Here is a 26,034-nt window from a genome sequence, read left to right as displayed (position 1 = left end):
GGGTAGGGGGTAGAATGCTGTGGAGCGGTCGTGCCCTGAATTGGAGTTAGCTGATGGTCCCTGAAGAGCTGTTTTCTCTCGCGTTAGGATTGGTTCCGCCGTGGTTGGTGGATCATGTGACTTTCACGGTGGAGGAGAAACGCCTGGATCTGCACATCAACTTTCCCAAGGGTAGTCGCTTTGCTTGCTCCGTCTGTGGTGAGGAGTGTCCGGTACATGATACCCGTGACCATACTTGGCGGCACATGGATTTCTTCCAGCATGAAGCCTATCTCCATGCCCGCGTACCTCGTGTGAAGTGCCAGGAGCATGGAGTGCATCAGATATCTGTTCCCTGGGCACGGGAAGGCTCGCATTTCACCCTGCTCTTCGAAGCGCTGATCATGACCCTGGTGCGGGAGATGCCGGTATTGACCGTAGCCCGCCTAGTCGGCGAGACCGACACGCTCCTGTGGCGGGTGATTGACCACTATGTGCCAGAAGCCCGTACCAGAGTGGATATGGCCCATGTCCATGCCGTCGGCGTCGATGAAACCAGCAGTCGGCGCGGCCACGACTACATCACGCTCTTCGTGGATCTGGATGCCCGGCGACTCTTGTTCGCTACTCCCGGCAAGGATGCCAAGACCTTTGAGAGATTCTCCGCAGATCTACAGGCCCATGGTGGTAGCGCGGAAGCGATCACCGATGTGAGCATGGACCTCTCGCCGGCCTTCCAGAAAGGGGCTGCCGAGCACCTGCCCAATGCGGAGATCACTTTCGATCGTTTTCACCTCATGAAGCTCGTCAACGAGGCCGTGGACGACGTGCGCAAGGGGGAAGTCCTCACTCAGCCAAATCTCAAAAAGACCCGCTGGCTCTGGCTCAAGAACGATTGCAACCTCAAGGTGAAGCAGAAAGAAAAGCTGCAGGCATTACTCAAAGACCAGAACCTCAAGACGGCGCAGGCCTACCAGTTCCGCCTGACCTTTCAGGACATCTTCACGATCAAGAATCGCCATCAGGGGGCTACCCTCTTGAAAGCCTGGTTGGAAAACGCCAGAACCAGCGATCTGCCGCCTATCGTCAAGGTCGCCTACACCATCATGAATCACTGGGATGGCGTGCTCCGATGGTTCGAGAGCCAGATCACCAATGGAATTCTGGAAGGTTTCAACAGCCTCATTCAATCCGCCAAGGCCAAGGCTCGGGGTTACCGCACGCACAAGAACTTTATCAACATGGCCTACCTGATCCTGGGCAAGCTGGATCTCAGGCTACCCACTTGAAATGACGAGGAACCGACAAATGACGGTAGACCAGGCACTCCTCGCTAGGCTAATATTTATAGGTTATCGGTTATCCCGATAGCAAATGCTTCAGAAACACATTCAGATTCAGGGGGCTTCAGATCATCTCCTGATACATTTCTGTCACCTGGTGAGTCGGTTTTGCGGAGCGAACATCATGACGAAGCGACATCTGGCATTCTGGACCTTTATGATCAGCGCGACGAGCCTCGCTGGTTGCGCCACGGTTACCCCGGTAAGCGGAACTTTCCCGAACATCACCCCCTTGGCTGCACAAAGCGGTAATTTCAATGGTCAGCAAGTGCGCTGGGGTGGAAAAATCATTGAAACCCAACCTGAAGCACAACAAACCTGCTTCACGGTACTGGGCGAGCCTCTGCGCAACAGTGGTCGGCCCCGTTCCGAAGAAGGTGAAGCGCACATTGGCCGTTTTGAAGCCTGCGCTCCGGGGTTTTACGATCCCATGCTCTATCGCCCCGACCGTGAGGTCACCTTCATCGGGATGATCACTGGCACTGAACACCACAATGTGGGGCAGTTCAGTTATACCTATCCCCGACTGGAGGCCAGCACCGTGTATTTATGGCCCATAGAGCCCCCCCGTCCGCAAGTGGAGCAACAGGTTTTTGTGGGTACCGGCTTTGGATTTTATCCAGGCTGGTACGGACCAGGTTGGGGCTATTGGCCTCGGGGCCGCTGGTAATTCAACCCTTGTAGATTATATCTGGTTTCTGAAATTTCACTTACCACGGTCAAAGACAGGAAAACATCATGCTGAAAAGGGCTCTGATCATATTATTGTGTAGTACTGCGGCACCGCTTTTCCAAAACGCCTGGGCAGACAGCGCCAAGCAATGCGTGGTGACCGCACCCGGCAACACCCAAAAACAGTTTGATCGCCTGATGACCGCTCTGGTTCATCAGGATTTCAAACTCTGGATAAAAAATGCCGATGCACAGTTCACGACGGCGGCCTCCGCCCAGAGCTTCCAGGAAATGGCCACCAGCCTGGATCAAAAGCTGGGCCTGCAAAAACATTGGACGGCCAATTACGTTACCACCCTCAATGAGGGGAAATACCAAAGCGGCATCTGGCGTCTGAGCATGGCCAATGGTCAGCAGGTACTGATTCAGGTCACCTTTGCTTACAATAAAGTTGCGGGATTTCATGTGCTGTGAGAGATTAGAGCTTCTCTTGCAGCGGCTGGAAATTGGCGCTGCATGCACCCGCACATTCCATCTTATGGAGTAGCCGTCATGAAAACCAATCTGATTCCAGTGTCTTTCGCCCTCGGTTCCGCTTTTGCTCTATCTCTGAGCTCCCTGCCAGTTACGGCCATTGCGGCCACCGCCGGTAACGCCAACTTGCAACCCGTTGCCATGATGAGCGGCAATGCCCATAAAGAGGGAAATTGTTCGCAAATGATGGGTTCGCAGAAAATGAGCAAGGGTTACCAGGAAGGGAACTGCTCAAAAAATATGAACAAAATGGCAAAAAAATCCAGCAAGGCCCAGGAAGGGCACTGCACCAGCAGTGCCGCTATCAAGGCTCATGACGGAAAATGCGGCAAAACCACGATGGAAAAAATGCACCAATCAAAGATGACTTCCTGAGCATCAGGTCAAACTCCGTCTGTTCATGATAGTACTGCTTCTGCTGGCCGCATCCCTTTCAGGAAGCAGGTGGCACATTCTCTATGCGCTGTGTTGCCAGGCTGAAACTTATGTCCATCTTCAGCCTGCCTGACCAGGGCGTTGGCCTGGGTTTGCGTCGGGAGTTTCTGGAAGATTTGCTTGCCCACCCCCGAAGCGGTATCGACTTTTTTGAATTGGCTCCGGAAAACTGGATAGGCTTTGGCGGGCGCCCACAGCGCCAGCTGCGGCAGTTAACCGAAGCCTATCCCTTTATTGCTCACGGCCTGTCGTTGTCTATCGCCGGCCCGGATCCCCTCGACACCGAATTTTTGCAGGCCGTACAGGACTTCCTCAGCGAACACAGCATTCACTACTACAGCGAACACCTGGCTTTTTGTGCTGACCATGGTCAGCTCTACGATCTGCTGCCCCTCCCGCTGACCGAAGACATGCTGGATTATGTTGCAGAGCGCATCCAGCAGGTTCAGGATTTCCTGAAAATACCCCTGATCATAGAGAACACCGCCTATTACGGGGACTATGCCCAGAGTAGCATGAGCGAGCAGGATTTCCTGCTCGGACTACTGCACAAATCCGGCTGCAAGCTGTTGCTGGATCTCAACAATTTATATGTGAACAGCAGCAATCATCATTATGATGCCCGGGCGTTTTTACGGAGCATGCCCACAGAGCACATCGTTTATCAACATGTTGCCGGGCATCAGCGCCATGGGCAGGGCTGGTTGATTGATACCCACGATACGGCTGTGACCCCCGCCGTATGGGCACTTTTGCAATACAGTCGGCAACTCTTCGGCAGCAAACCCACCCTGCTGGAATGGGATAATCAAATTCCGCCCTTGCCCCTCCTGCTCCAGGAAGCGCAAAAAATCCGTCCGCCAGCAAATCCCCATGTTTCCTGATGAGTTGCATGACCCCAAGGTCCAGCTCCGCGCCTTGAGCGCGCATCTGCGCGACCCTGGCCATTCTCCCTGTCCAGAAAGTTTTGATAGCGCGGCCGCCAGCCTCTATCGGGAATTGCTGGTCGCTAATTTTGAAGCCGCTCTGCGGGCTTGTTTTCCATTGTGGATTCGCTGCCTCGGCGAAAGCGTCTATTTGCGCTGGCGGGATGCTTTCATTGCTGAACATGCCTGTCGCAGCCCTTTTTTTCGGCAGATTCCCGATGAATTCATGGCCTACCTGAAACTGCATCAGGAGCAAATCCGGCAAACCCTGCCCTATGCCCCGGAACTGGCCCACCTGGAATGGCTGGAACTGGCTCTGGGCGTCGCCGAGGCCGAAGGATGTCGCGAAAACAGGGCGCATATCGAGGCAGCAGATCCCTGGACCGGGGCCCTGCAACTGAACCCGGTACACGCCCTGATACAATATGCCTATCCCGTTCAGCAACTGCTGCTGCAGCCAGATTTCAGCGCTGCGCCCATACTCGACCCGCAAGCGGTTTCCTTGTACCTTTATCGGGACCGGGACGATATTGTCCAGATGCTGGAACCCGATGCCTTGAGCCTGCACCTACTCGTCACACTGGAGGCCCACCCCCAGTCCGGAGCCACCCTTTTTCAGCATTGGCAGGACAACGGGCAGATTGACGGTGATGCCCGGAACTTCGCAACTCAGATATACCAGCGGCTGCGCCAGATGCTGGACCTGCAGATGATTCAACCTCTCGACCCTGATGACTGAAAGTTTCGCCAGCCCCTCCCTGGAACCCGGTTTTATGGTTCTCCACGGCGATCGCCTGGAGTGGCTGCGCGATGCCATCCTCCAGTGGCTGCGCGAGCACCCCCTGCATCCCCTCGAAGAAGAAATTTTTCTGGTACAAAGTAATGGTATTGCCGAGTGGTTACAGTGGACCCTGGCGCAACAGGAAGGTATCTGCGCTGCGGTCAAGGTCATGCTGCCGGGCCGTTTTCTCTGGGACTGTTATGCCCGGGTACTGGGCCGAGAGCAGGTCAGCAGCCGCTCACCTTTGGACAAGTCAACGCTGACCTGGCGTGTGCTGCGCCTGTTACCGCAACAATTATCTAATCCGGGCTTTGCCCCACTGCATCCCACCCTGGCCGCGTCTGGCAACGTTGCTGTCGAACGCCGCTGGCAGCTGGCCACACAAATCGCCGACTTGTTCGACCAATATCAGGTGTATCGCAGTGACTGGCTGGAGGACTGGAGCAAAGGGCAGACCATCCTGCGCTCAGCGCAGGGAGACATGTCCAGTATCCCCGAAGAGCAACGCTGGCAGGCTCAACTCTGGCGGGCAGTACAGCAGGACCTGCAAGGACAGAACACCGCCAGGGGACGGGCAGAAATCCACCGGGCTTTTATGGAGGCCATGCAAACAGGCCACACCCCGGTCAAAGCCTTGCCACGCCGCGTCGTGCTTTTTGGTGCCGCCACCCTGCCCGAACAAAGCCTGAGTGCCCTGGCCGCTCTGGGCCAGAACATGCAGGTCCTGCTCGCCGTGCCCAACCCCTGTCGTTATTACTGGGGAGATATTATTTCCGGACGCGAACTGCTGCGCCGGGAAAATCGTCGTCAGCCCCTGCGCCAGGGCAGAGATCTGAGCCTGATTGCCCCCGAAAACCTGCATGGCGAATGTAATGGGCTGCTCGCCCAATGGGGTCGTCAGGGCCGGGATTTCCTGAACATGCTGGAGCAGTGGGATGATACCCGCACCCGACAAAGTCAGTGGGGCATCCCGCGCATTGACCTGTTCAGCGAAGATCAGGGAGAAACCCTGCTCCGGCAGTTGCAGGTATTGATCCGCGAGCAGGAAGTCATCGCCCCGGAGCACGTTACACCCATTGCCGAAAGCGACCTTTCCATCGTCTTTCATCTGGCCCATAGCCCCTTGCGGGAACTGCAGGTTCTCCATGACCAGCTGCTGGCCGTGCTGGCTACAGGATCATTGCAACCCCGGGACATGATCGTCATGGTTCCGGATATCAGTTGCTTCGCCCCCTTGATTCGCGCCACTTTTGATCAATATGCACATAGCGACAGCCGCTACATTCCTTACCATATTGTCGATTTGCAGGCCCGCCAGGAATCCCCCCTGCTGGAAGCCCTGGAGTGGTTATTGCAATTGCCGGAACAACGCTGTCGGCAAAGCGAAATCCGCGACCTGCTGCATTGCCCGGCTCTGCGTCAGCGTTTTGCCATAGCCACAGACGACCTGCCTCTGCTGGAATCCTGGATGGAAAGCGCGGGATGGCGCTGGGGATTATCGGCAGCCCATCGCGAAGCCCTGGGCATGACTCACTGCGGAGCCCAGAACAGCGGTGCTTTTGCGCTCCAGCGTCTGAATCTCGGCTATGCCAACGGGCATGACAGTCATTTTGCCGGTATTGAAGCCTTTGGCGAGGCGGGAGGACTGGATGCCGCGCTGCTGGGCCCTCTCAACCAACTGCTGGAGCATCTGGAATTCTGGCAGGAGCATTTGTCCACTACCCGGACCCCCGCAGACTGGGCGGCAGCAGCCCGACAACTGCTCCTGGATTTTTTCAGTGGCGAAGACGCAGATGATGCGGAAATCCTGCAACAACTGGATACCGCCCTGCAGCAATGGCTGGATGACTGTGCTCTGGCCGACTTTGCCGAAACCCTGCCGCTGTCGGTATTCCGCAGCACCTGGCTGGACATGCTCGACCGTCCCGAATTGCAGCGTCACTTTCTCGGCGGCGGGGTCACTTTTTGCACCCTCCTGCCCATGCGCGCTGTGCCCTACCCGATGATCTGCCTGCTCGGGATGAATGAGGAAGATTATCCCCGTCGCCATCCGCGCCCGGATTTTGACCTGATGGCCCTGCCGGGCATGAGCCGTCCCGGTGACCGATCGCGCCGGGATGATGATCACTACCTCATGCTGGAAGCCCTTCTGGCCGCGCGGCAAACCCTCTACATTAGCTGGACGGGCCGGGATCCGCGCAACAACGCTCCCCGGCAACCCGCCTTGATGATCAACCAGCTTCGTGATGCCATTCGTCAGGCCTGGCCGGAGCCGGCGCCCGCAGAAAACACACAAACATCCACAGACGCCGCTGATCCGGAAAAAAACCGCCTGCTCCAGCGCATTACCCGGGTGCATCCCCTGCAAGCCTTCAGCCCGCGCTATCTGGAAAAACCCGAAAAATATCCCACCTGGGCCAGGGAGTGGTTTCCCGATCCGCCATCTCCGCCATCTCCGCCATCTCCGCCATCTCCGCCATCTCCGCCATCTCCGCCATCTCCGCTATCTCCGCTATCTCCGCAAATCCTCCCCGAGCCCGCCAACAGCCAGCGTAGCCTGCGGGATTTGCAGGTATTTTTCCGTTGTCCGTCACGGGCCTTTTACCAGCAGCGTCTGGAAACCTTTTTTTGGGAAGAGGACTCGGGCGCTGAGGATGACGAAATTTTTGTCCTGAAGGGCCTGGATCACTACGTCCTGCTCAACGCTGTGCTGGAAACCGTCACCAGCCCGGAGTTTTTTGAAAACCGGAGCGAAAAGTCAGCAGCAAGCCCGGCGCTGGTGGATCATAAAATCGCCGCCCAGTTGCGCGCTGGCGACTATTCCTTTGGTATCCTCGGACAACGCCAGGCCGAGGCCCTGCGTAAGACTGCAGAACCCATGCTCGCGGTCTGGCAGCAGTGGATGCAGACCTGGCAGCCCGATCGCCAGCGTCACCGTCTGCAGCACGCCAACGCCCATCTGTCCCTGGAAGACTGGCTCCCGCCTCTCTACTGCAATGCCGCCCATGAGCAGGCGTTTCTGGTCTGCCGGGCCAGCCGTTTGCTCGATAATAAACAGCAGATTCAGGCCGACAAGGTCGCGGACCTCTGGATCCAGCAATTGCTGGCTGCCGCGCAAGGGCTGCCCTGCAAGGCCCTGTTCCTCGGCCGGGACGCTGTAATCCGCAGCGTTGAACCCATTGAATCGGCTGCCGACATTCTGGAAGAAATCATGAGCATCTGGGCGGAAGGGCTGCTCCAGCCCATGCCGGTCACCCTGAAAACGGCCATAGCCGCATTGCAGGGCGCAAAACCCCAGATCGTCTATGACGGTAGCCAGTACAGCGCCGGGGAGGTCCACAGTTATCTTGGCCTCGCCCGGGACTACCCGGATTTTGCGAGCCTCGACAGTCAGCGTTGCGGTCTCCGCCAATGGGGTTTTGCAGACTATGCGGAAGCCCTGTACCGGCCCTTTGTCACCTGGCTGGCGTCTCTAAAGATATCTCGCCTGGAAATATCCGGACTGGAAGAGGAAGCCCGGCCATGAGCATCATTCTGGATCCCTTGCAAATGCCACTCTGGGGCAGTCGCCTCATTGAAGCCAGTGCCGGCACCGGAAAAACCTGGACCATCGCCGCCCTGTATCTCCGTCTGATCCTCGGGCACCACCAGCCCGATCAACCCAGTTTCGCGCCCCTGCTGCCCGAAAATATCCTGGTCATGACTTTCACCCGCGCCGCCACCCAGGAACTCAAAGAACGCATCCGTGAGCGCCTGCAGGAAGCCGCGCGCTATTTCCGCCATCCTGAACAAATCCAGGCGGATAAATTTCTGGAAGATTTACTGCAGGATTATCCCGACCCCGCCCAGCGTCAGCTTGCCGCCTGGCGACTGTCCCTGGCCGCCGACGCCATGGATCAGAGCGCGATTTTCACCATCGATGCCTGGTGCCAGCGCAGTCTCCGCGAACATGCCCTGCTGACGGGCAGCGACAGCCGGGAAACCCTGCTGCAAAATGAAGAGGATCTCTTGGAAGATGCCATGCGTGACTTCTGGCGTCAGGAGATTTATCCCCTTCCGGAAAACCTGCTGGAAGCGATGCTGGCGGTTTTTCAGGACCCCGGAAAGATGCAGGAAAGCATCACCCCCCTGCTGAAAAAAGCGGCGTCTTTACCCGTGCCGACCCTGACCCTGAACGATTATCTGTCCCGGACCCTGGAAGAACCCCGGCAACAACTGCAGGCGTTGAAACAGCGTTGGGCAGCTCATCAGGAAGATTTACGTGTCTGGCTCCTGCAGATCCTCGACGGCCCCAAGAGCCCTCTGAATGGCAGAAAATACAAGACGGCCTCCATAGAGCCGATTTTCCAGGCATTACAGGACTGGCTGGACAGCGCCGTCACTATCAACATCAAATCGGATAAATGCCAACTACTCTGTGCCAGTCATCTCCAGGCCAACGTCAACAAGAACGAGCAGGTCACTCCCCCGGAGTCTGCCCACGTCCTGGAAACCATACTCGCAGAACTGGACCTGCTGCAGGACGCTTTCGACAATATCCACAAGCAGTTACAGGTCCATGCCGCCGCCTGGGTTCAGCAGCGCCTGCACACCCTCAAGGCTATTCGCCACCAGCTCAGCCATCAGGATTATCTGCGCCGTCTTGCCGGGATTCTCCGTGATCCACTGCACGCGGCGCCCCTCATCCGTCGTCTGCAAAGTCGTTACCCCGTGGCCATGATTGATGAGTTTCAGGACACCTCCGCCCTGCAGTACCAGGTGTTTGATGCCATTTATTCCACCGCCGACAACCACCCCGAACGACTGCTGCTGCTCATCGGCGATCCCAAGCAATCCATCTACCGCTTTCGCGGCGCCGACATCGACAGCTACCTGCGCGTCCGGCGCCTGACCACAGGGCGTCACTATATTCTCGATAAAAATTTCCGCTCCAGCGCGGCGCTGGTGGCCACCCTCAATGCCCTGTATCACGGCGCCGAAAGCCGGGAACCCCAAGGGGCCTTTGCCTATGTCGAAGCTCACGACAAAGCCCCATCAGGCAGCGCTCCCCATCCTGAGAACCCCCTGCCTTACTGGCCGGTGCAGGCCCAGGGCAAGCACTGGCAGTGGCAGCTCCATGGTCGCCCGGGGTCCGCGCTGAGCATCTGGGCCGCCGAACAAGAGCTCAACAAGGACGAGTACCTGCACTACGCTGCCGAACAAGCCGCCGAAAGCATGGCGCAAATTCTCGCCGATCCCGACAGCGGCTTTAGTAATGACCGCTGCGCTCCGCCGGCATTCCGCCGGGCACGGGGCAAGGATATGGCTGTGCTGGTGCGTGACCGCCACGAAGCTGCCTGCATCCGCGCGGCGTTGCAGCGGCGGCGGCTGCGCAGTGTGTATCTTTCGGAAAAAGATTCAGTGTACAGCAGTCCGGAAGCCCACAACCTGCTGCTCTGGCTGGAGGCGGTGGCCGACCCCGAAAATACCCAGCGGCTGCGCGTCGCCCTGGCCCTGCCGTTGCTCGGCTTATCCCATCAGGAACTGGATGCTTTCAATCGGGAGGAGAATGTCTGGGAAGAACAACTGGCGAATTTTCAGGATCTGTCCAGGCGCTGGCGTCGCCAGGGGGTGCTGGCCATGCTCCATCACAGTATTCATCACTTCGGCATCGCCCGGCGTTTATTGCAGCAGACTGATGGCGAGAGGCGGCTGACCAACCTGCTGCAACTCGGTGAACTGCTGCAGACGGCCAGCGCCACCCGGGAAGGTCCCGAAGCCCTGATTCACTTTCTGCGCGAAGCCATCAGCGTCGGCCATGACCAGAGCGATGCCCACATCCTGCGTCTGGAAAGTGATGCGGAACTGATTCGCGTAGTGACCATTCACGCGGCCAAAGGGCTGCAATACCCTCTGGTTTTTCTGCCCTTTATCGCCACCTATAAAAAAGCCAAATCCGAGGCTTTTCAGATTCGTCAGGAAGGCGCGGCGGCAGAGATTATCTGGGAAACGGAAGGCTCGGACGCGGCGGAACGTGCCCGCCTGCAGGAAGATCTGCGTCTGCTCTACGTGGCTCTGACCCGCGCTGAATATGCCCTCTTTCTGGGGTTGGCGAAACCGAGTAGTGGCAAATCCCCGATTTTCAACCAAAGCGCCATAGCCTATTTACTAGGCAAACAACGCCACGATGCAGATTTATGGGCGCTTCTCCAGCAGCTTCAGGACAACCCCGATATTCGTGAAAATATCCAGATCATGCCTTTACCGGCAGAAGTTCCCGTCACTGAAATCACCGAAACCGCCAGCGCCCCCACCACGACCATCCCGGAATATCCGGCCCGCTTTGATAAAAACTGGGGGGTGGCGAGTTTTTCCGCGCTGATTCGCGACCTCCCGGCCAGCCCCTTCACTCCTGCGCAACGCGCCAGCCAGGGTCCGGCCTGGCATCGCTATCCGCCGGGAATGCAGGCGGGTACCTTTCTCCATGAACAATTACAGAAGCTGGCCGGACAGGGCTTCGCCACCATCCTGGAACCCGACGCGGGCGCCCGCATCCAGCGCGACTGCGCCCTGGCCGACTTATCGGACTGGAGCGAAGCCACCCTGGAATGGCTGCGCGCCATAGTGCAAACGCCCCTGCTGGATACCGGCATCACCCTCATGCATCTGCAACATTATCAGAGTGAAATGGCTTTCTGGTTTCCCAGCGCGGAGTTACGGAGCAAGGAGCTGGACCAGTTATGCCGCAGCCATCTTTTCCCTCAAGAGCAGCGTCCCCGCCTGCCAGACCGGGTTCTGCACGGCATGATGCGCGGCTTCATGGATCTGGTCTTTGTCCAGCAGGATCGCTATTACGTTCTGGATTATAAATCCAACCTGCTGGGCGCTCAGGACGCAGATTATGATGCCCTGCATTTACGCGCCCAGACGCTGCGCCATCGTTACGAACTACAGGCCTGCCTCTATCAACTCGCCCTGCACCGCCTGCTCCGGCAGCGGCTGGGCCAGCATTACCAGCCAGAAAGGCACCTGGGCGGAACGCTGCTGTTTTTCCTGCGCGGAATCCAGGGACCACAGCGCGGCATGCTCCACCTGCCGGCAGATATTGCCCTGATTGATGCCATGGACCGCCTGTTCGCGGTTGGAGAGCTTGTCTCATGAATGGCCATTCAAGGCAGACCAATACTGAAACCATGATACAGCTTTTACAAAGCTGGACAGCTTCCGGCTGGCTCCGGATGCTGGACCTGAGTTTCGCCCGCTTTCTACTCAGCCTCGAAGCGCAGCCTCCGGCACTGTTACCGCTGGCCGCAGCCCTGCTCGCCCACCTGGAAGGCGAAGGCCATACCTGTCTGGATATTGCCCGCTTTCACCGGGAACCTGCGCGTTATCTCAGCGGCCCGCCGGATATGCTGAGTGCTATTCAGGAACAGATCCAACATTGGCCCCGACTGCAACAATGGGTAGATCAACTCAGCCCCTGCCGGGTCGTGGAGCAGATTGACCAGCAGCATCGTTCCACGCCCGAAGACGGCAGCGAAACGCCTCTGGTGCTGGATCAGGGCTGCCTCTATTTGCGGCGCTACTGGCGCGATGCCCAGGACATCGCCCGCAGCCTGACTGAACGGGTCAAGCACTCCATCGCCGATACGGTACCCGCAGAAACCCTTCACCCCCTGCTCTCGTTATTATTTCCCAACGACGCTGCCACCCCCCGGGAATCTGTTCCCTGGCAGAAAATCGCCTGCGCCCTGGCCATGCGCGGGCGCTTCAGCATCATCACCGGCGGCCCCGGCACCGGCAAAACCTATACCGCAGCCCGCCTGATGGCCCTGCTCATGGCCCAGGCCCGGGAACCGCTGCGCATTGTCCTCGCCGCCCCCACCGGCAAGGCCGCCGTGCGCATCAATGAATCTCTGCACAGCGCCATGGCCCAGTTACCTCCCCTGGGTCATCTGAACGCAGCAGAAATGTCTGCTGCCTTTGCCCGCCTGGGACCCGCCCGCACCTTGCACAGCCTGCTGGGCGCGAGACCGGGCACCCGTCGCTTGCGCCATGATCGCCAGCACCCTCTGGATCTGGATGTGCTGATTGTGGATGAAGCTTCCATGATCCATCAGGAAATGATGGCCGCCCTGTTGCGCGCCCTGCCGGAGCACGCCCAGCTGATTCTGCTTGGGGACCAGGACCAGCTGGCTTCCGTCGAGGCTGGTGCGGTACTGGCCGATCTCTGCAGCGATGCCGGAGCCTATGACCGCAGCACCTGCGACTGGCTGCAAGCCACTTGCGACTGCCCGTTGGAGGCCCACCACAGCCATATCAATCCCCTCTCCACCGGAGTCGTCCGTCTGCAACGCAGTCATCGCTTCAATGCCAGTATTGGCGCCTTGGCAGATGCGGTGCAAAAAGGCGAAACGCCCAGTGCCATGGAGATTCTCCAGCAGGAAGACGTACTGGACTGGTACAACGCCCCGGAAATCCGACAGATACTGGAACTGGTCGACAGCCCGGCAGGATATCACCCCCTTTGGGAAGAAATCCGCAGCGGCGCTGGCAAAAAGTCCGAAGAACATACCCTCTGGGTACAAAGGGTGCTCAGGAAATACGCGGTATTCCGCCTGCTCTGCGCCCTGCGTAACGGCCCTTGGGGCGTCACCGGCATCAATCAGGCGGTGGAAGACTATCTCCAGGAAACCGGCATCCTCAACACCCAGGGCTTGTGGTATGTCGGACGCCCGGTGCTGATGACCCGCAATGATCCCCAACTGGGCCTCAGTAACGGCGACATCGGCATTACCCTGCCCGATCCCGAGGGCAAATGGCGGGTCTATTTTCCCGCTGGCGACGCCGCTCCCCGCGCAATCCTTCCCAGTCGCCTCAAATACTGCGAAAGCGCCTGGGCCATGACCGTCCACAAATCCCAGGGATCCGAGTTCCAGCATACCGCGCTGATCCTGCCCCCTCAGGACAGCCCCGTCACCAGCCGGGAATTACTGTACACCGCCATCACCCGCGCCCGCGAAAAATTCAGCCTCTTCGCCCCGGCCGCCAGCCTCGAACAAGCCATTGCCCGCAGAACCCAAAGAATGAGCGGGCTGATTGCTGCTTTACAAAAACCTACTAAATATGGCAATTAGTCTAAGCGTTGTTTTCACACCGTTCAGATCATTTTCCACCCTCTTCCAACACCGACAAAGGAAAATATGCCTCCATTTTTCTCCGAGCGTTCCCAGCAGATCTTGAGAACCTTGCTGCAAGAACATCAGCGCGACATCCAGGCGGCCATTGTCGAGGCGGTAGAAAAATTTTATGCCGGAGCCGCCGAGCATCCTGAGCTGAAAGTGATACTGGAACGCTTGGGCGACGAAAGAATTGTTCGTCTTAAAAAAGAGCAAGCTGAACACTCCTGGCTCTTGCTGCAACCTGATGACGGTGAGTTACTCCAAAATCGCTCCCGGGAAACTGGAAGAATTCATGCTCTGATGGGAATTCAGAGTGAATGGCTGATCAGCAGCATGGCTTTGTATAGTGATTGTCTGCTGGAACAACTGACCCCGCTTTTTGGGAATTACCCCGAGTTACGCAGTTACTTACTGCAAAGGCTGGCGACTGACCTGGCCAGGCAACTGCAAGGTATGGAGTCCTCCGCTCAGGAAGAACGTGCCATTCTGGAACGTATTGATCTACTTCTCATCAGTGATGTCAGCCCCGCAGAAACAGTGCGGCGGATGCTGAACAAGCTCATGTCCATCTCGGGATTGGATGGAGCCTGGATCAGTCATTCTGAGGATGGCATACATTTAATTCGGGACCAGGTAAGTGGTCAGGATTTACAGGAATATCTGGATGGTGTCGAAATACGCCTAGATGATTCCCCCTATGGCCAGGGACCTGCAGGGATCGCCTGGCGAACTGGCGAGATTATCTATGTAGATGACTGGCAGGCCGATCCGATCTCGTCGCCCTGGCACCAAGCTTCGCAAAAATATGGCTGGCGAGCCAATGTCACATTTCCTATTAAAGTCAATGGAAAAGCGTACGCCATCATCGGTCTTTATAGCAAAATACCGGGCTTTTTCCGTGCTCCCAATCGCCAGAACTTGATTCGCCATCTGGCCATCATGCTCGGTATTGCGATTGGTCGTCGCCAGGAGCAGAAACGTATTGATCGTCTCAGCAGCCTCTACCGCGCCTTTCTGGCAGAAGGCGATATACTGATCCGGGCACGATCGGAAACGGAAATGCTCCGCAAAACCTGCCAGCACATTGTCGAAAACACACTTTTTACCACCGCGTATATCATGAAACCGGATCAAGACGGCTTATTCAAAACCCGCGCTGGCGCAGGATCCGGGAGTGGCATCCTGAATAATCTGGGTATTCGCCTTTTATCCGACTGCCCAAGCCTTCTGCAAGAAACTTGGCACACTGAACGCTTGCAGTATCGCAATGATTACTGCAAAGACCCCGCCCTTAAGGCTCAGCATGCATTTATGGCAGAACAGCTCTGGGTCAGTGTGGCCACCATTCCGATACGGCGCAATGGTCAGATCTGGGCGATTCTTGGCGTTGTCAGTAGCGAAACCCATGTGTTTGACCAGGAGATCCTGGGTACCCTGGCACGGGTAGCCAAGCTCCTCGGTTACGGTCTGGATGAAATGGACCTCAAAAAACGCATTGAGCAGGAACGCGCCACCCAAAGCTGGATGGCCCGTCATGATACCCTGACCCGTCTGCCCAACAGAGCAGCACTTCTGGATAGAATTCCCGAAGCCAGCAAACGCGCCCAACGCGATGAAAAACTCATGGGCGTCTGTATGCTGGATCTGGATGACTTCAAACCGGTCAATGATCAATATGGTCATGCCGCCGGGGACCAGCTTTTGCAAAAAGTAGCCCACCGTCTTGGCCAGGCTATTCGCCAGACCGATTTTGTGGCCCGGATTGGCGGCGATGAATTTGCCCTGGTGCTGGAAAATATCCAGAACATGGACGATATTGAAAAACTCATGCAGCGCATATCTGCAGCGCTGGAAAGGCCCTATACCCTTCCGGGAAATATCACGGTCAACATCGGTGGAAGCCTCGGTATTACTATTTACCCCTTTGATGAAGGCGATAGCGAGATACTGCTTCGCAATGCCGATCAGGCACTGTATATGGCCAAAAGAAACAAAACCGAGCGAAAACAATTCTGGACGAGTTTTCAGGGAGAAGAAATTCTTGCAGAAAATAGCAGCACCCCCTATTCCCGCCTGATTGAACAAACAGGTAGATTGATTCCTTATTTTCAACCCGTTCTCGATCTGAAAACTGGTCATATCATTGGGATTGAAGCTCTGGCACGCCTGCAGCATGAGGGCGAGATACATTTACCAGACACTTTTATTCCGCATCTGAACAGTAAAACCATGCAGATGCTGACTAACCGGATGCTGGAAAGTGCCTGCCAAATAGCACTCAAGCTTCAGAATGCCGGATATCCCCTGGAAGTTGCTGTCAATATTCCACCGGATACACTGCTGGAAAAAGGTTTTCTGCACGAACTTCAGGCTATCCTAAAAAAAGCGGAATTAGCTCCTGAACACTTGACTCTGGAAATCCTGGAAAATGGCGATTTTTTATCCTTGCCACTGGCTCGGGAAAAAATTGCCGTCATCCGCTCCATGGGTGTGCGCGTTGCACTGGATGATGTGGGAAGTGCCTACGCTTCACTGCTCCGCCTGAAAGAAATTGCCGTAGATGAAGTCAAGCTGGATCAGAGTTTGGTACGCAGCATTCCCGAACGACCGACTGATCTTATTTTTGTGGGCAGCGTAGCCGCCCTGGCCATGTCCATGGGCAGCCGCTATATTGTCGAGGGTGCGGAAACCCTGGAAATACTCGACGCTTTGGCCGTTCTTGGTGTTGATTGCGCCCAGGGCTATACCATAGCCCGGCCGATGCCCGAAAACGAACTGCTCCCCTGGCTCCAAAACTGGAAGCCGCAGCCACAATACAATCAACCCAAAACCCTGCTGGGAGCCTATGCTTCCCATTTACAATTCGACAGTTTATATCAACTCGCACCCGCTATTTTGAGTCAATTGCCCTGCCTGGAAGACTCCCACAGATGCCGTTTAGGAAAGTATCTGGACGGACACGGTATGAGCCACAGCTCTTTCGCCATCGCCCACCAGGAATATCATGCCTGTATTTCCCGGGCACACAGTCCGGAAGAAATCATGCTGCTCCGAAGGAAAATGATCGAAACCTTTGCCGCCACCCGCAACGCCTTATTAGAAGAACATTAAGCAGATCACATCATCACGCTTCTTTCTCAAAGCGCAGCGCCGCCGAATTAAGACAGTAACGCAACCCCGTGGGTTTTGGCCCGTCAGGAAACACATGACCCAAATGACTATCGCAGCGGGCACAGCGAATTTCCGTGCGTACCCGCCCATAGCTGGTATCCGTCAATTCCCGAATGTGATCTGGCGCATAAGGCTCCCAGAAACTGGGCCAGCCAGTACCTGATTCAAATTTGCTGGTAGATCGAAACAAGGGCAGACTACAGAGCGCGCAGACATAACTACCCGCTTCTTTTTCCAGTAACAAGCCACCACAAAAGGGCGGTTCCGTACCATGTTCAAACAACACATGACGCACCTCAGCGGGTAAATCCTTGGCCATTTCGGCGCGGGTCTGGGCATCGATGGGGGTCAGGTCAAAACCTGCGGATGACATGGGCATATTTTATTCCTTGCGTAAAAACTGGGGAAAAGTCTGTTGCAATTTCTCGACCTTCGGTAAAGCGACAGCACAAATATACGGCTGATCCGGATTCCTCCGGGCGTAATCCTGATGATAGTCTTCCGCCGGATAAAAAGTCTCCAGCATGGTCAGTTCCGTCACGATGGGTTGCCGGAATACTTTCGCTGCGTTCAGTTCATCCACATAGTTTTTGGCCATCTGTAACTGTGCCGGGTTGCAGGCAAAAACGGCGGATCGATATTGGGTACCCACATCATTACCCTGCCGGTTAAGCTGAGTAGGGTCATGCGCCACGCCGAAAAATACCTGCAGCAAGCGTCCGTAGGACAAAATTGCCGGATCAAAAGTAATTTCAACGGCTTCGGCATGTCCTGTCGTCCCGCTGCACACCGCCCGATATTGGGCTGTTGCCTGGGCTCCGCCGCTATAACCTGAAACCACCTTCTTGACACCTTCCAGCATCAGGTAGACCGCCTCGGTACACCAAAAACAGCCTCCTGCCAACACGGCAACACCCGGAGCGCTAGCTTCCGGGTCATCCCACTGCGGGGGCGGTATCGATATAGCCATACGTGCTCCTCCTTTGACGCTTCAATACAGGCCAGCCAGGCTCTTGACCTGAACTGGCAATCTACTGAGCATAGCGGCAAATCCACCAGCAACCAACCCGGAGACCACCATGAGCGGACATGGACTACACAGCCACCCTCCCCACGAAGAAATCGTCCATCACTCGGCCGAACATGATGCCCACCATGGCGGCAGACATAGCCTCAGCCAGTGGGTCGCCATTTTTACTGCCATTCTTGCCGCTTTTGGTGCCATTGTCAGTTATCAGGGTACCCATCTGATGAACGAGGTGCTCCTGCACAAAAATGATGCCGTCCTGGAAAAGGCCAAGGCCGCTGACCAGTGGAATTACTACCAGGCAGTCAGCACCAAACTGCACATGATGGAACTGGCGGTAGTGCTGGCCCCCACCAAGGCCGCCGGCTTTCAAGAGAAAATCGCCAAATACCAAAAACAGAAAGTCAGCATTCAAAAAGATGCCGATGACATGGAAAGTAAATCCGAGGCGGCCAACCGGGAATCCGCCCATCTCAACCGCCCCCACAATGATCTGGAAATCTCCATGATTTTTTTGCAGATCGCCATTTCTCTGGCCTCCATTACTGCCCTGACCCGCCGCAAATGGTTATTTATAGTAGCCATTATCAGTGCCGGAGGCGGCATTGGCCTGTGGGCTACGGCGATTTTTTTGATGTAATCCATCATCACCCCTGAATATTTATGGGTCGCTTGTGGAAGAGATGCAGCAGCCGCCTGTATTTGCTAGGATTGAGCGCTGTTCCAGAATGATATGTGCAGGGGAGTTTGAAAATGAGATTGACCAGGATAATCCGCAATTCCGTATTCCTGGCTGGAGGCTTCCTGTTGGCGGGCTGCGCTGCCAGCACTTCCAACCTCAAACCGGCGGAACATCTGGTTGCACAAAATTTCCACGGTCAGGTGCATGTCAACAAGGTGTTCCCGGGTCCCGTCCGGAATCTTACTGGCATCGTCGTCGAAACTGACCAGCACCAACAGGGCATCCTCTGGATGCTGGCCGACAAATACCTGCTGTTAGGCCCGGTCGTGAACGATCAACAACAGAATATTACGACCCATTTTGCGGACCAGTATCTACCCCATCCCCCCAAAGTCGCTGCGGAAAAAATCGCCCCGGCAGCCCTGACCGCCCCCGGTTTTACCATCGGTCATGCCGGACCGTTGATGGTCGTCTTCATGGACCCCAACTGTATTTTCTGTCACCTCCTCTGGGAGGCGCTGCAACAGCCTGTGGCTGAGGGTAAGGTGCGAGTCAAAGTGATTCCGGTAGGGTTCCTGAAGCCGTCCAGCCCGGCCAAGGCAGCCACCATTCTCGCCGCCCCAAACCCTGCCGCAGCCTGGGCCAATAATGAAAAAGGCTTTAACGTCCATACCGAAGAAGGCAGCACTCAGGTACTGAGTCACATACCGGAAAAAGATCAGGCGGCGATCAAAGCCAATACCGAACTCCTGCACAAAACCGGAGAAACCGCCACGCCCGCCCTGCTGTACTGCATCAAAACCCCAAAGGGATTGGAAATGCAGATGAAGCACGGCATTGACGTCAAACGTACTCCGGAATTCGTGCAAAAACTGGAAGGTAGCGTCGGCGCCCAGGGATGCATCCCGAACGCCTGACTGGCTGCTGCGAAAATGCCCGGAGGCTAAGAACCCCCTGAGCGAGTCTCCCAGCGCCAGGCGTCTGCAATGATCTTGTCCAGATCCGCATAGCGCGGCTGCCAACCCAGTTGATCGCGAATGCTACGCGAGTCGGCCACCAGTCGGGCTGGATCACCTGACCGCCTTTGTTCATCGGCGCAAGGAATTGTCTTGCCGGTCACCTGACGTGCTGCATCGATGACTTCCTGCACTGAAAATCCATTACCATTGCCCAGATTAAAGGCGCAGCTATCCCTGCCGGCCAGAAGATGCTCCAGCGCCAGCCAGTGGGCTTCAGCCAGATCGGTCACATGAATATAATCCCGGATGCAGGTGCCATCAGGCGTATCGTAATCGCGCCCGAAAACCCGAATCTGCTCACGGCGTCCGGAAGCTGCCTGTAATACCAGCGGAATCAGATGGGTTTCCGGGTCATGGCGCTCGCCCATTTCCCCGTCAGGGTCCGCACCCGCCGCATTGAAATAACGCAGGCAGGTGGATTTGAGCCCATAAGCCCGGTCATAATCCGCCAGGGCCTGCTCCACCATCCATTTACTGCGCCCATAAGGATTGATCGGATTCTTGGGATGCTGTTCATCAATGGGCGTGTATTGGGGCTCGCCAAAAATCGCCGCCGTGGATGAGAAGATGAATCGCTTTACCGCAAAAGCCACCATCATATCGAGCAGATTCAGGGTATTGCTGACATTGTTCTGGTAATATTTGGCGGGTTCTATTACGGATTCTCCTACCTGAATATAGGAGGCAAAATGCATGACGGCAGCAAAGTCATGACTGGCGAAAACCCGGCTCAATAGGCTGCTGTCGGCAATATCTCCATAAATAAACGTCCCACCGCAAATCGCATCACGATAGCCACCGGAAAGATTATCCAGCGTCACCACTTCTGCTCCGCCCTGGATCAAGCGTTTCACCATGTGGCTGCCAATATAACCTGCACCACCTACTACCAGTATTTTCATGGATTGTCTGCCATTTAGGATCAAGCGGTAGCTGAGTTGCCCGATTTTCGGAAATCCTCAGCCGATATTTGTATTCTCTGGATTCTAGCGAGAAAGCGTAACAAGGGGCAAATTAATCTGCGGCGCATCAGGCAGCAGGTTACAGCTGCCGATATGCCTGGGAAGGACAGGGGTTTGCTACTCCGAAGCAGGAGTGGGGCTGATGACGATTCCAATATGATGACAAACCACCAGATGGAGACATGTGTCATAAAACGGTAATAAAACCTTGCTATATTTTTTGTGCAGCTTTCCACCAAACCTGTACGAAGGAGCGTAATGTTATGAAAAACAGTGGCATGGCTTTTATGTTGGGCATGATGAGTTTGAGCGTAGCCGGAATGACGCAGGCAGAGACCATTTCTGCCGCAGGCGGCACGGCCATTTATCCCGTCCTGTCGAAATGGGCGGAAACCTACAAACAGAAAACGGGCATTATGGTGAACTATCAAGCCATCGGTTCAGGTGGCGGGATTGCCCAAATCAAGGCCAAAACTGTTGCTTTCGCCAATAGCGACATGCCTCTCAAGCCTAAAGACCTCAACAAAGATCAACTCGTCCAGTTTCCGGCAGTGATTATTGGCATCACCCCCGTCGTGAATGTCCCCGGAATAAAGCCCGGTGAACTGACCTTCAACGGCACTGTGCTCACCGGCATTTACCTTGGCAAGATCAAGAAATGGAACGACGCAGCCATTGCCGAGCTCAACAAGGGCGTCAAGCTGCCGGATATGAACATCACGGTGGTCCATCGTTCCGACGGTTCCGGCACCACCTTCAACTTTACCAATTATCTGGCCAAGGTCAGCCCGGAATGGAAGCAAAGGGTAGGTGACAATACGGCTGTTTCCTGGCCCGTCGGTGTGGGTGGCAAGGGTAATGCGGGTGTTGCTGCATATGTACAGCGGATTCCAGGGGCCATCGGTTACGTGGAATATGCCTACGCCAAGGAAAATCACATGGCTTACGGCAAAATGATCAATGCTGCAGGCAAAGTGGTGTCCCCTGATCTGGCTACTTTCCAGGCTGCTGCGGCGAATGCGGACTTTAACAAGGTAGCGGATTTCTACATGATTCTCACCAACCAGCCGGGTGCCCAGAGTTGGCCCATTTCCGCTGCGACTTATATCCTCATGCGCAAGGACGCCGATAAGACGGCCAATGCCGGAGTCCTGAACTTTGCGCGTTGGTTCCTGACCGCTCCGCAGGCGCAAGCAGAAGCCAGGAGCCTGGATTATGTGCCATTACCAAACACTACGGTGACGCAGATTGAGGCGTACTGGAAAACAAATCTGGGCCAGTGAACGCAGAGATGGACGACGATACTCGCGAAGCAGGATTGGGGATGCGGGAGGCAGCACTACCGTCCCCTGCACTACCATCTCGCATCAGTCCCGCCCGCTCACGACGTCTGCATGCCATGGACTGGGGCTTCCGCTGGCTGACGGGAGGACTCGCCATTCTGGTCCTGTTCCTGCTGGTTGGAGTGGCGTTGTCCCTTTTTTTGCGCGGATGGGAAGCTTTTCATCATTTTGGCTTCGCTTTTTTCTGGAGTGATGCCTGGGATCCGGTTACCGAGAACTTCGGGGCTCTGGTACCCATTTACGGGACTTTGGTCAGCTCCCTGATCGCCATGCTGATCGCCGTACCGATCAGTTTCGGCATTGCCTTGTTTATCAGTGAACTCGCACCGGAGTGGTTACGCCAACCGGTCGGTAGCGCCATTGAACTGCTGGCGGGTATCCCCAGCATCATCTTCGGCATGTGGGGCCTTTTCGTTTTTGCGCCGGTTTTGAGCAGTGCAGAGCCCTGGCTCAATGATCATCTGGGTGTTCTGCCCGGCATCGGTGTGCTGTTTCGCGGTCCGCCGATGGGCATTGGTATGCTGACAGCCGGTATTATTCTGGCCATCATGGTGATTCCCTTTATTTCCGCGATCATGCGTGATGTTTTTTTGGTTGTGCCCGCAATGCTCAAAGAGTCGGCCTATGGCCTGGGTGCCACGACTTGGGAAGTGACACGCCATGTGGTTCTTCCTTATACCCGAACGGCGGTAGTCGGCGGGGTGTTCCTCGGCCTGGGCCGTGCCCTTGGTGAAACCATGGCGGTAACCTTTGTGATCGGTAATGCCCACGACCTCCATCTCTCTTTGCTCGACGCCGGAAATTCCATCGCCGCCACACTGGCGAACGAGTTTGCTGAGGCCTTCTCACCCATGTACAAATCGGCGCTTATGGCCTTGGGTTTTATTCTCTTCATCATTACCTTAGTGGTGCTGGTGCTGGCAAAACTGATGCTCTGGCGTCTCGGTCAGGGACAGGGGAAGACCGGCTTATGAACGCGGTCAGGAATCCCCGCTATCTGCGTCGTCGTTTCTGGAATATCTTCCATCTGAGTATGGCCATGATAACGACGCTGTTTGGTCTCTTCTGGCTGGTCTGGATTCTCTGGACCACCATCTCTTATGGGGCTACCGCCCTCAATCTGGAACTGTTTACGGGTGACACGCCAGCGCCTGGCAGTATCGGGGGCTTGCGTAATGCCTTCGTGGGCAGCCTGCTAATGATTGGTATGGCAGTGATACTTGGTACCCCTGTAGGCATTCTGGCCGGAACTTTTCTCGCCGAGTTTGCGCAAGGCAGTCGACTCGCGGCTGCCATTCGTTTTTTTAACGATATCCTGCTCAGCGCACCCTCCATTGTGATCGGTCTGTTTATTTACGCCGTCGTAGTGGTACCCATGGGGAGCTTCTCGGGTTTTGCCGGAGCCTTGTCACTGGCTATTTTGCTTTTACCGGTCATCCTGCGCACCACAGATGAGATGCTCGGCATGGTCCCCAGTACCATGCGCGAGGCAGCCCTGGCCCTGGGGGCGCCGCACTGGAAGATGATCGTACAGGTGAATTATCGGGCCGCCCGTTCTGGTATACTCACTGGGGTACTGCTGGCGGTGGCGAGAATCAGTGGCGAGACTGCGCCACTGCTGTTCACGGCGCTCAGCAATCAATTTTTCAGCACAAACCTGGACAAGCCGATCGCCAATGTCCCGGTAGTCATCTTTCATTTTGCCATGAGTCCCTATCCAGAATGGCAACATCTGGCCTGGGCGGGCGCGTTGATAGCTGCCATGGCGGTACTAGCCTTGAGCCTTGTTTCCCGCTTCCTTATCAAGGACAGGAGCCCGCGTTGATGTCGGAACTCCAGTAAACCCAAACAGCTGCCCGCCCCCGCCTGCTTATGGGGGCAACAAGGCTCTCATAGTTAGGGGTTTACCGTCATGGCGACGAAATTCAAGAACATGAGGAGTCCGCTGGACTATCCAACGCCGGGGATTAGCCGGTTTTCTGCAGAACTCAGCGTCAAGATTGTTCACCTAAGTCTCAATCAATGTTTATTGCAATTCTTACAGTCTCCAGGAAGTAGGAAATCCATTCCGAGAAGCCCAAAACGCTGCTCATTGGCCGACCTTTTTTCCTAAGGGTCGGCCCCACGGCACGGTCATCGTGTCAAACACTTTCGCCGGGGGAAAGGCATTAAAAACTCATCAAAGCCAGAATAAATATTCTAAACTGAAGTAGTCGTTAATGGGACAGGAGCTTTGCCATGAACATGATTAAATTATTTATTTTATTTATGACGTGCAGCGTTTCTGTTGTGGCATGGGGAGGCACGGCAGCGCCCGATCCAAGGGTTTTATGGAAAGAAATTCAAACACTTCAGAAAAATCACGCCATCATGTCTGGCAGTATCCCTTATCAAGTTGGGTCACGGATGGCGGATCCATATACGGTGGATCTTGCCAACGCTTTAGCGCAGTCCAGCATTCACAGTGCCGGAGGTATCCTGAAAGTTACTCGCTACGCAGATGGCAGCCTTGTGGTAAAGGAAAATTTTAATGTAAACAAACAACTGGTTGGAATTACTGCCATGTTGAAGGCCGCGAACTTTGATCCAACCGATCGCAATTGGGTCATGGCTTCTTATAATCCTGCAGGAAAAGTTCTCAGTTTTGGTAAGGTGGGGAGTTGTATCGCTTGCCATGTGCTGGTACGCCACCAAGACTTGGTTTTTGCACCACCACCAACGCAGCTGCTTCCAATTACCACATGGAAAGCCTTTTTTCCTAAACAGGAAATAAATCCAGTATACGTAGCTTTGATCAAGCACCATCCTGAAGCTCTTGTCCGGTAGTTGTAATATTTTCAAGGAGAATATTCCGTGAAATATTTTATTCTTTCATTGCTGATTTTTTCTCTTGCTAGTTTGACTACTAGCGCTGCTCAAGCGGCAGACATTAATGATACGGCGGCGTTATCAGGCCTGCATGATGCAAAAGCCGTATTCTTGATCAATGTCCGTAATCCTGCTGTGGTGGCGCACTTGGTAAAAGTGATTGGGCTGACACGCAAGCAGTTATTGGAACAAAAAGTTACACCTCATTTTGTTGTAGTTTTCATTGGTCCAGATGTAGCTTTTCTCACGAAAAGTCGTCGTGGCATAAATTACATGGAGGAGCGTGATGTTGCGGAAACTCAAAAAGAGATACAACAGCTTCATCTAAAAGGAATACAATTCCAGGCATGCGGTGTGGCCTTGCATGGTATGGATGTTAAACCGGCTGCACTAATTCCCAGCGTTACCCCGGTGGAGAGTGGGTTTATATCCATCATAGCCTATCAAGAGAAAGGATATGCTTTGGTTCCTATTTATTAATGGGCGCCTCGAAAAACTACCATGAGCAGCCTGATTTAGTAGAGTAATGGGATAAAGAATTGCTGGGGTGGGAAGATGATTGTACGATGTTGAACTAACCAAGGTGTTGGGTGGAACTACACGTACCGTTTCGATTTTTACCTCACAAAGATACCGCATAATCCGACTTGAGGTACCCTGAATCTCGTGGACACTCCCGATTGAGTATAATGGATCGAGGAGGATTTTATGGGAAAGAAAGTATAGAGCTATACGGCTGAGTTTCGGGCGGATGTGATACTCCTCCCCGTCGCTTCATATGGGAAGGCGCGATATTTGCTTATTAACGCCTGCCTGGTACTGAAATTATTATTCTCCCTCAACCATTGGGTAAAAATTGATGATTTTTTCGTCTATGCAGAAAAAATTTCGTGAAAAGATAAGCCCGTTCCGACTCCCGTTCTTTCGTCGAATTACCATTGCCGCTTTTTTGTCGGGACTGGGTGATGCACTCATTCCCATCGCATTTGCCATCGAAAGTCATCATGTTGAGTCTGCGGGCTGGGGATTCACTGCTGTGCTGCTTGCGCTGTGGTTGGGTCGATTCGCGGGCATGCTCATTGTGCGTCGAACAAAGCTAGCCGGCATTTGTCAGCGCTTTGATGGTTCCTC

The 26,034-nt window shown here is 55.2% G+C and carries 21 protein-coding genes; 18 read left to right on the top strand and 3 right to left on the bottom strand.

Annotation, left to right across the window (positions count from 1 at the left end):
- Nucleotides 1–53 precede the first annotated feature (53 nt).
- The 10 genes from B1757_RS07050 to B1757_RS07005 all read left to right on the top strand — a co-directional run bounded on the left by B1757_RS07050 (nt 54) and on the right by B1757_RS07005 (nt 16,942).
- On the top strand, nt 54–1,268 hold the full coding sequence (locus tag B1757_RS07050; protein WP_101536405.1) for an ISL3 family transposase: 1,215 nt from the start codon (nt 54–56) through the stop codon (nt 1,266–1,268).
- A gap of 178 nt (nt 1,269–1,446) precedes the next feature.
- Entirely contained in the window at nt 1,447–1,992 is a 546-nt protein-coding gene (locus B1757_RS07045) for a Slp family lipoprotein (RefSeq protein WP_101537644.1), read from the top strand.
- A 68-nt stretch (nt 1,993–2,060) separates the two neighbouring features.
- A complete protein-coding gene (locus B1757_RS07040; RefSeq protein WP_101537643.1) occupies nt 2,061–2,468 on the top strand; it encodes a hypothetical protein in 408 nt (135 codons plus the stop codon).
- 78 nt (nt 2,469–2,546) lie between these two features.
- The gene (locus tag B1757_RS07035; RefSeq protein WP_101537642.1) at nt 2,547–2,903 is read left to right on the top strand and encodes a hypothetical protein; all 357 of its coding nucleotides are present in this window, start codon (nt 2,547–2,549) and stop codon (nt 2,901–2,903) included.
- A 110-nt stretch (nt 2,904–3,013) separates the two neighbouring features.
- Nucleotides 3,014–3,847 (top strand): MbnB/TglH/ChrH family RiPP precursor modification enzyme, encoded by an 834-nt coding sequence (locus B1757_RS07030; RefSeq protein WP_101537647.1) that lies wholly within the window; start codon nt 3,014–3,016, stop codon nt 3,845–3,847.
- The gene (locus B1757_RS07025) at nt 3,837–4,628 is read left to right on the top strand and encodes an HvfC family RiPP maturation protein (protein ID WP_101537641.1); all 792 of its coding nucleotides are present in this window, start codon (nt 3,837–3,839) and stop codon (nt 4,626–4,628) included. Before B1757_RS07030 ends, B1757_RS07025 begins: the two co-directional genes overlap by 11 nt.
- Complete coding sequence (gene recC, locus B1757_RS07020; RefSeq protein ID WP_101537640.1) at nt 4,621–8,196, top strand: exodeoxyribonuclease V subunit gamma; 3,576 nt, start codon at nt 4,621–4,623, stop codon at nt 8,194–8,196. Before B1757_RS07025 ends, recC begins: the two co-directional genes overlap by 8 nt.
- The gene (gene recB / locus B1757_RS07015) at nt 8,193–11,810 is read left to right on the top strand and encodes an exodeoxyribonuclease V subunit beta (protein ID WP_101537639.1); all 3,618 of its coding nucleotides are present in this window, start codon (nt 8,193–8,195) and stop codon (nt 11,808–11,810) included. Before recC ends, recB begins: the two co-directional genes overlap by 4 nt.
- Nucleotides 11,807–13,786 (top strand): exodeoxyribonuclease V subunit alpha, encoded by a 1,980-nt coding sequence (gene recD / locus B1757_RS07010; protein WP_101537638.1) that lies wholly within the window; start codon nt 11,807–11,809, stop codon nt 13,784–13,786. The genes recB and recD overlap by 4 nt, the downstream gene beginning before the upstream one ends.
- A gap of 66 nt (nt 13,787–13,852) precedes the next feature.
- The gene (locus B1757_RS07005) at nt 13,853–16,942 is read left to right on the top strand and encodes an EAL domain-containing protein (RefSeq protein ID WP_101537637.1); all 3,090 of its coding nucleotides are present in this window, start codon (nt 13,853–13,855) and stop codon (nt 16,940–16,942) included.
- A gap of 13 nt (nt 16,943–16,955) precedes the next feature.
- On the opposite strand, the gene msrB is transcribed toward B1757_RS07005, so the two are convergent.
- Nucleotides 16,956–17,381: a peptide-methionine (R)-S-oxide reductase MsrB gene (gene msrB / locus B1757_RS07000; protein WP_101537636.1), complete on the bottom strand. Its 426-nt coding sequence runs from the start codon at nt 17,379–17,381 to the stop codon at nt 16,956–16,958.
- Nucleotides 17,382–17,384: 3 nt separating this feature from the next.
- Nucleotides 17,385–17,972 carry a peptide-methionine (S)-S-oxide reductase MsrA gene (gene msrA, locus B1757_RS06995; RefSeq protein WP_101537635.1) on the bottom strand — a complete coding sequence of 196 codons (588 nt, stop codon included), beginning with the start codon at nt 17,970–17,972 and terminating at the stop codon, nt 17,385–17,387.
- 109 nt (nt 17,973–18,081) lie between these two features.
- Here msrA and B1757_RS06990 point away from each other — a divergent pair, with 109 nt between their 5' ends.
- Nucleotides 18,082–18,669: a DUF4337 domain-containing protein gene (locus B1757_RS06990; RefSeq protein WP_101537634.1), complete on the top strand. Its 588-nt coding sequence runs from the start codon at nt 18,082–18,084 to the stop codon at nt 18,667–18,669.
- 113 nt (nt 18,670–18,782) lie between these two features.
- On the top strand, nt 18,783–19,628 hold the full coding sequence (locus B1757_RS06985; RefSeq protein ID WP_101537633.1) for a thioredoxin fold domain-containing protein: 846 nt from the start codon (nt 18,783–18,785) through the stop codon (nt 19,626–19,628).
- Nucleotides 19,629–19,654: 26 nt separating this feature from the next.
- Here the strand turns inward: B1757_RS06985 and galE are convergent, their stop codons facing one another.
- Nucleotides 19,655–20,632, bottom strand: a complete 978-nt coding sequence (gene galE, locus B1757_RS06980; protein WP_101537632.1) for a UDP-glucose 4-epimerase GalE — start codon at nt 20,630–20,632, stop codon at nt 19,655–19,657.
- 323 nt (nt 20,633–20,955) lie between these two features.
- On the opposite strand from galE, the gene pstS reads away from it, so the two are divergent.
- From pstS to B1757_RS06945, 6 genes are all read left to right on the top strand, one after another.
- Entirely contained in the window at nt 20,956–21,975 is a 1,020-nt protein-coding gene (gene pstS, locus B1757_RS06970; protein WP_101537630.1) for a phosphate ABC transporter substrate-binding protein PstS, read from the top strand.
- 8 nt (nt 21,976–21,983) lie between these two features.
- Nucleotides 21,984–23,009 carry a phosphate ABC transporter permease subunit PstC gene (pstC, locus tag B1757_RS06965; protein WP_216360834.1) on the top strand — a complete coding sequence of 342 codons (1,026 nt, stop codon included), beginning with the start codon at nt 21,984–21,986 and terminating at the stop codon, nt 23,007–23,009.
- The gene (gene pstA, locus B1757_RS06960; protein WP_101537629.1) at nt 23,006–23,860 is read left to right on the top strand and encodes a phosphate ABC transporter permease PstA; all 855 of its coding nucleotides are present in this window, start codon (nt 23,006–23,008) and stop codon (nt 23,858–23,860) included. Before pstC ends, pstA begins: the two co-directional genes overlap by 4 nt.
- Nucleotides 23,861–24,273: 413 nt before the next feature.
- Nucleotides 24,274–24,861, top strand: a complete 588-nt coding sequence (locus B1757_RS15395; protein WP_253253761.1) for a cytochrome P460 family protein — start codon at nt 24,274–24,276, stop codon at nt 24,859–24,861.
- Nucleotides 24,862–24,888: 27 nt separating this feature from the next.
- On the top strand, nt 24,889–25,383 hold the full coding sequence (locus B1757_RS06950; RefSeq protein ID WP_101537628.1) for a DsrE family protein: 495 nt from the start codon (nt 24,889–24,891) through the stop codon (nt 25,381–25,383).
- 394 nt (nt 25,384–25,777) lie between these two features.
- On the top strand, nt 25,778–26,034 hold a 257-nt coding region (locus tag B1757_RS06945), incomplete at its 3' end, for a hypothetical protein (protein WP_216360833.1).

The sequence above is a fragment of the Acidithiobacillus marinus genome, from assembly GCF_002847505.1.
GTDB classification, from domain to species: Bacteria; Pseudomonadota; Gammaproteobacteria; order Acidithiobacillales; family Acidithiobacillaceae; genus Acidithiobacillus; species Acidithiobacillus marinus.
This window is presented reverse-complemented; position numbering and strand designations above follow the sequence as displayed.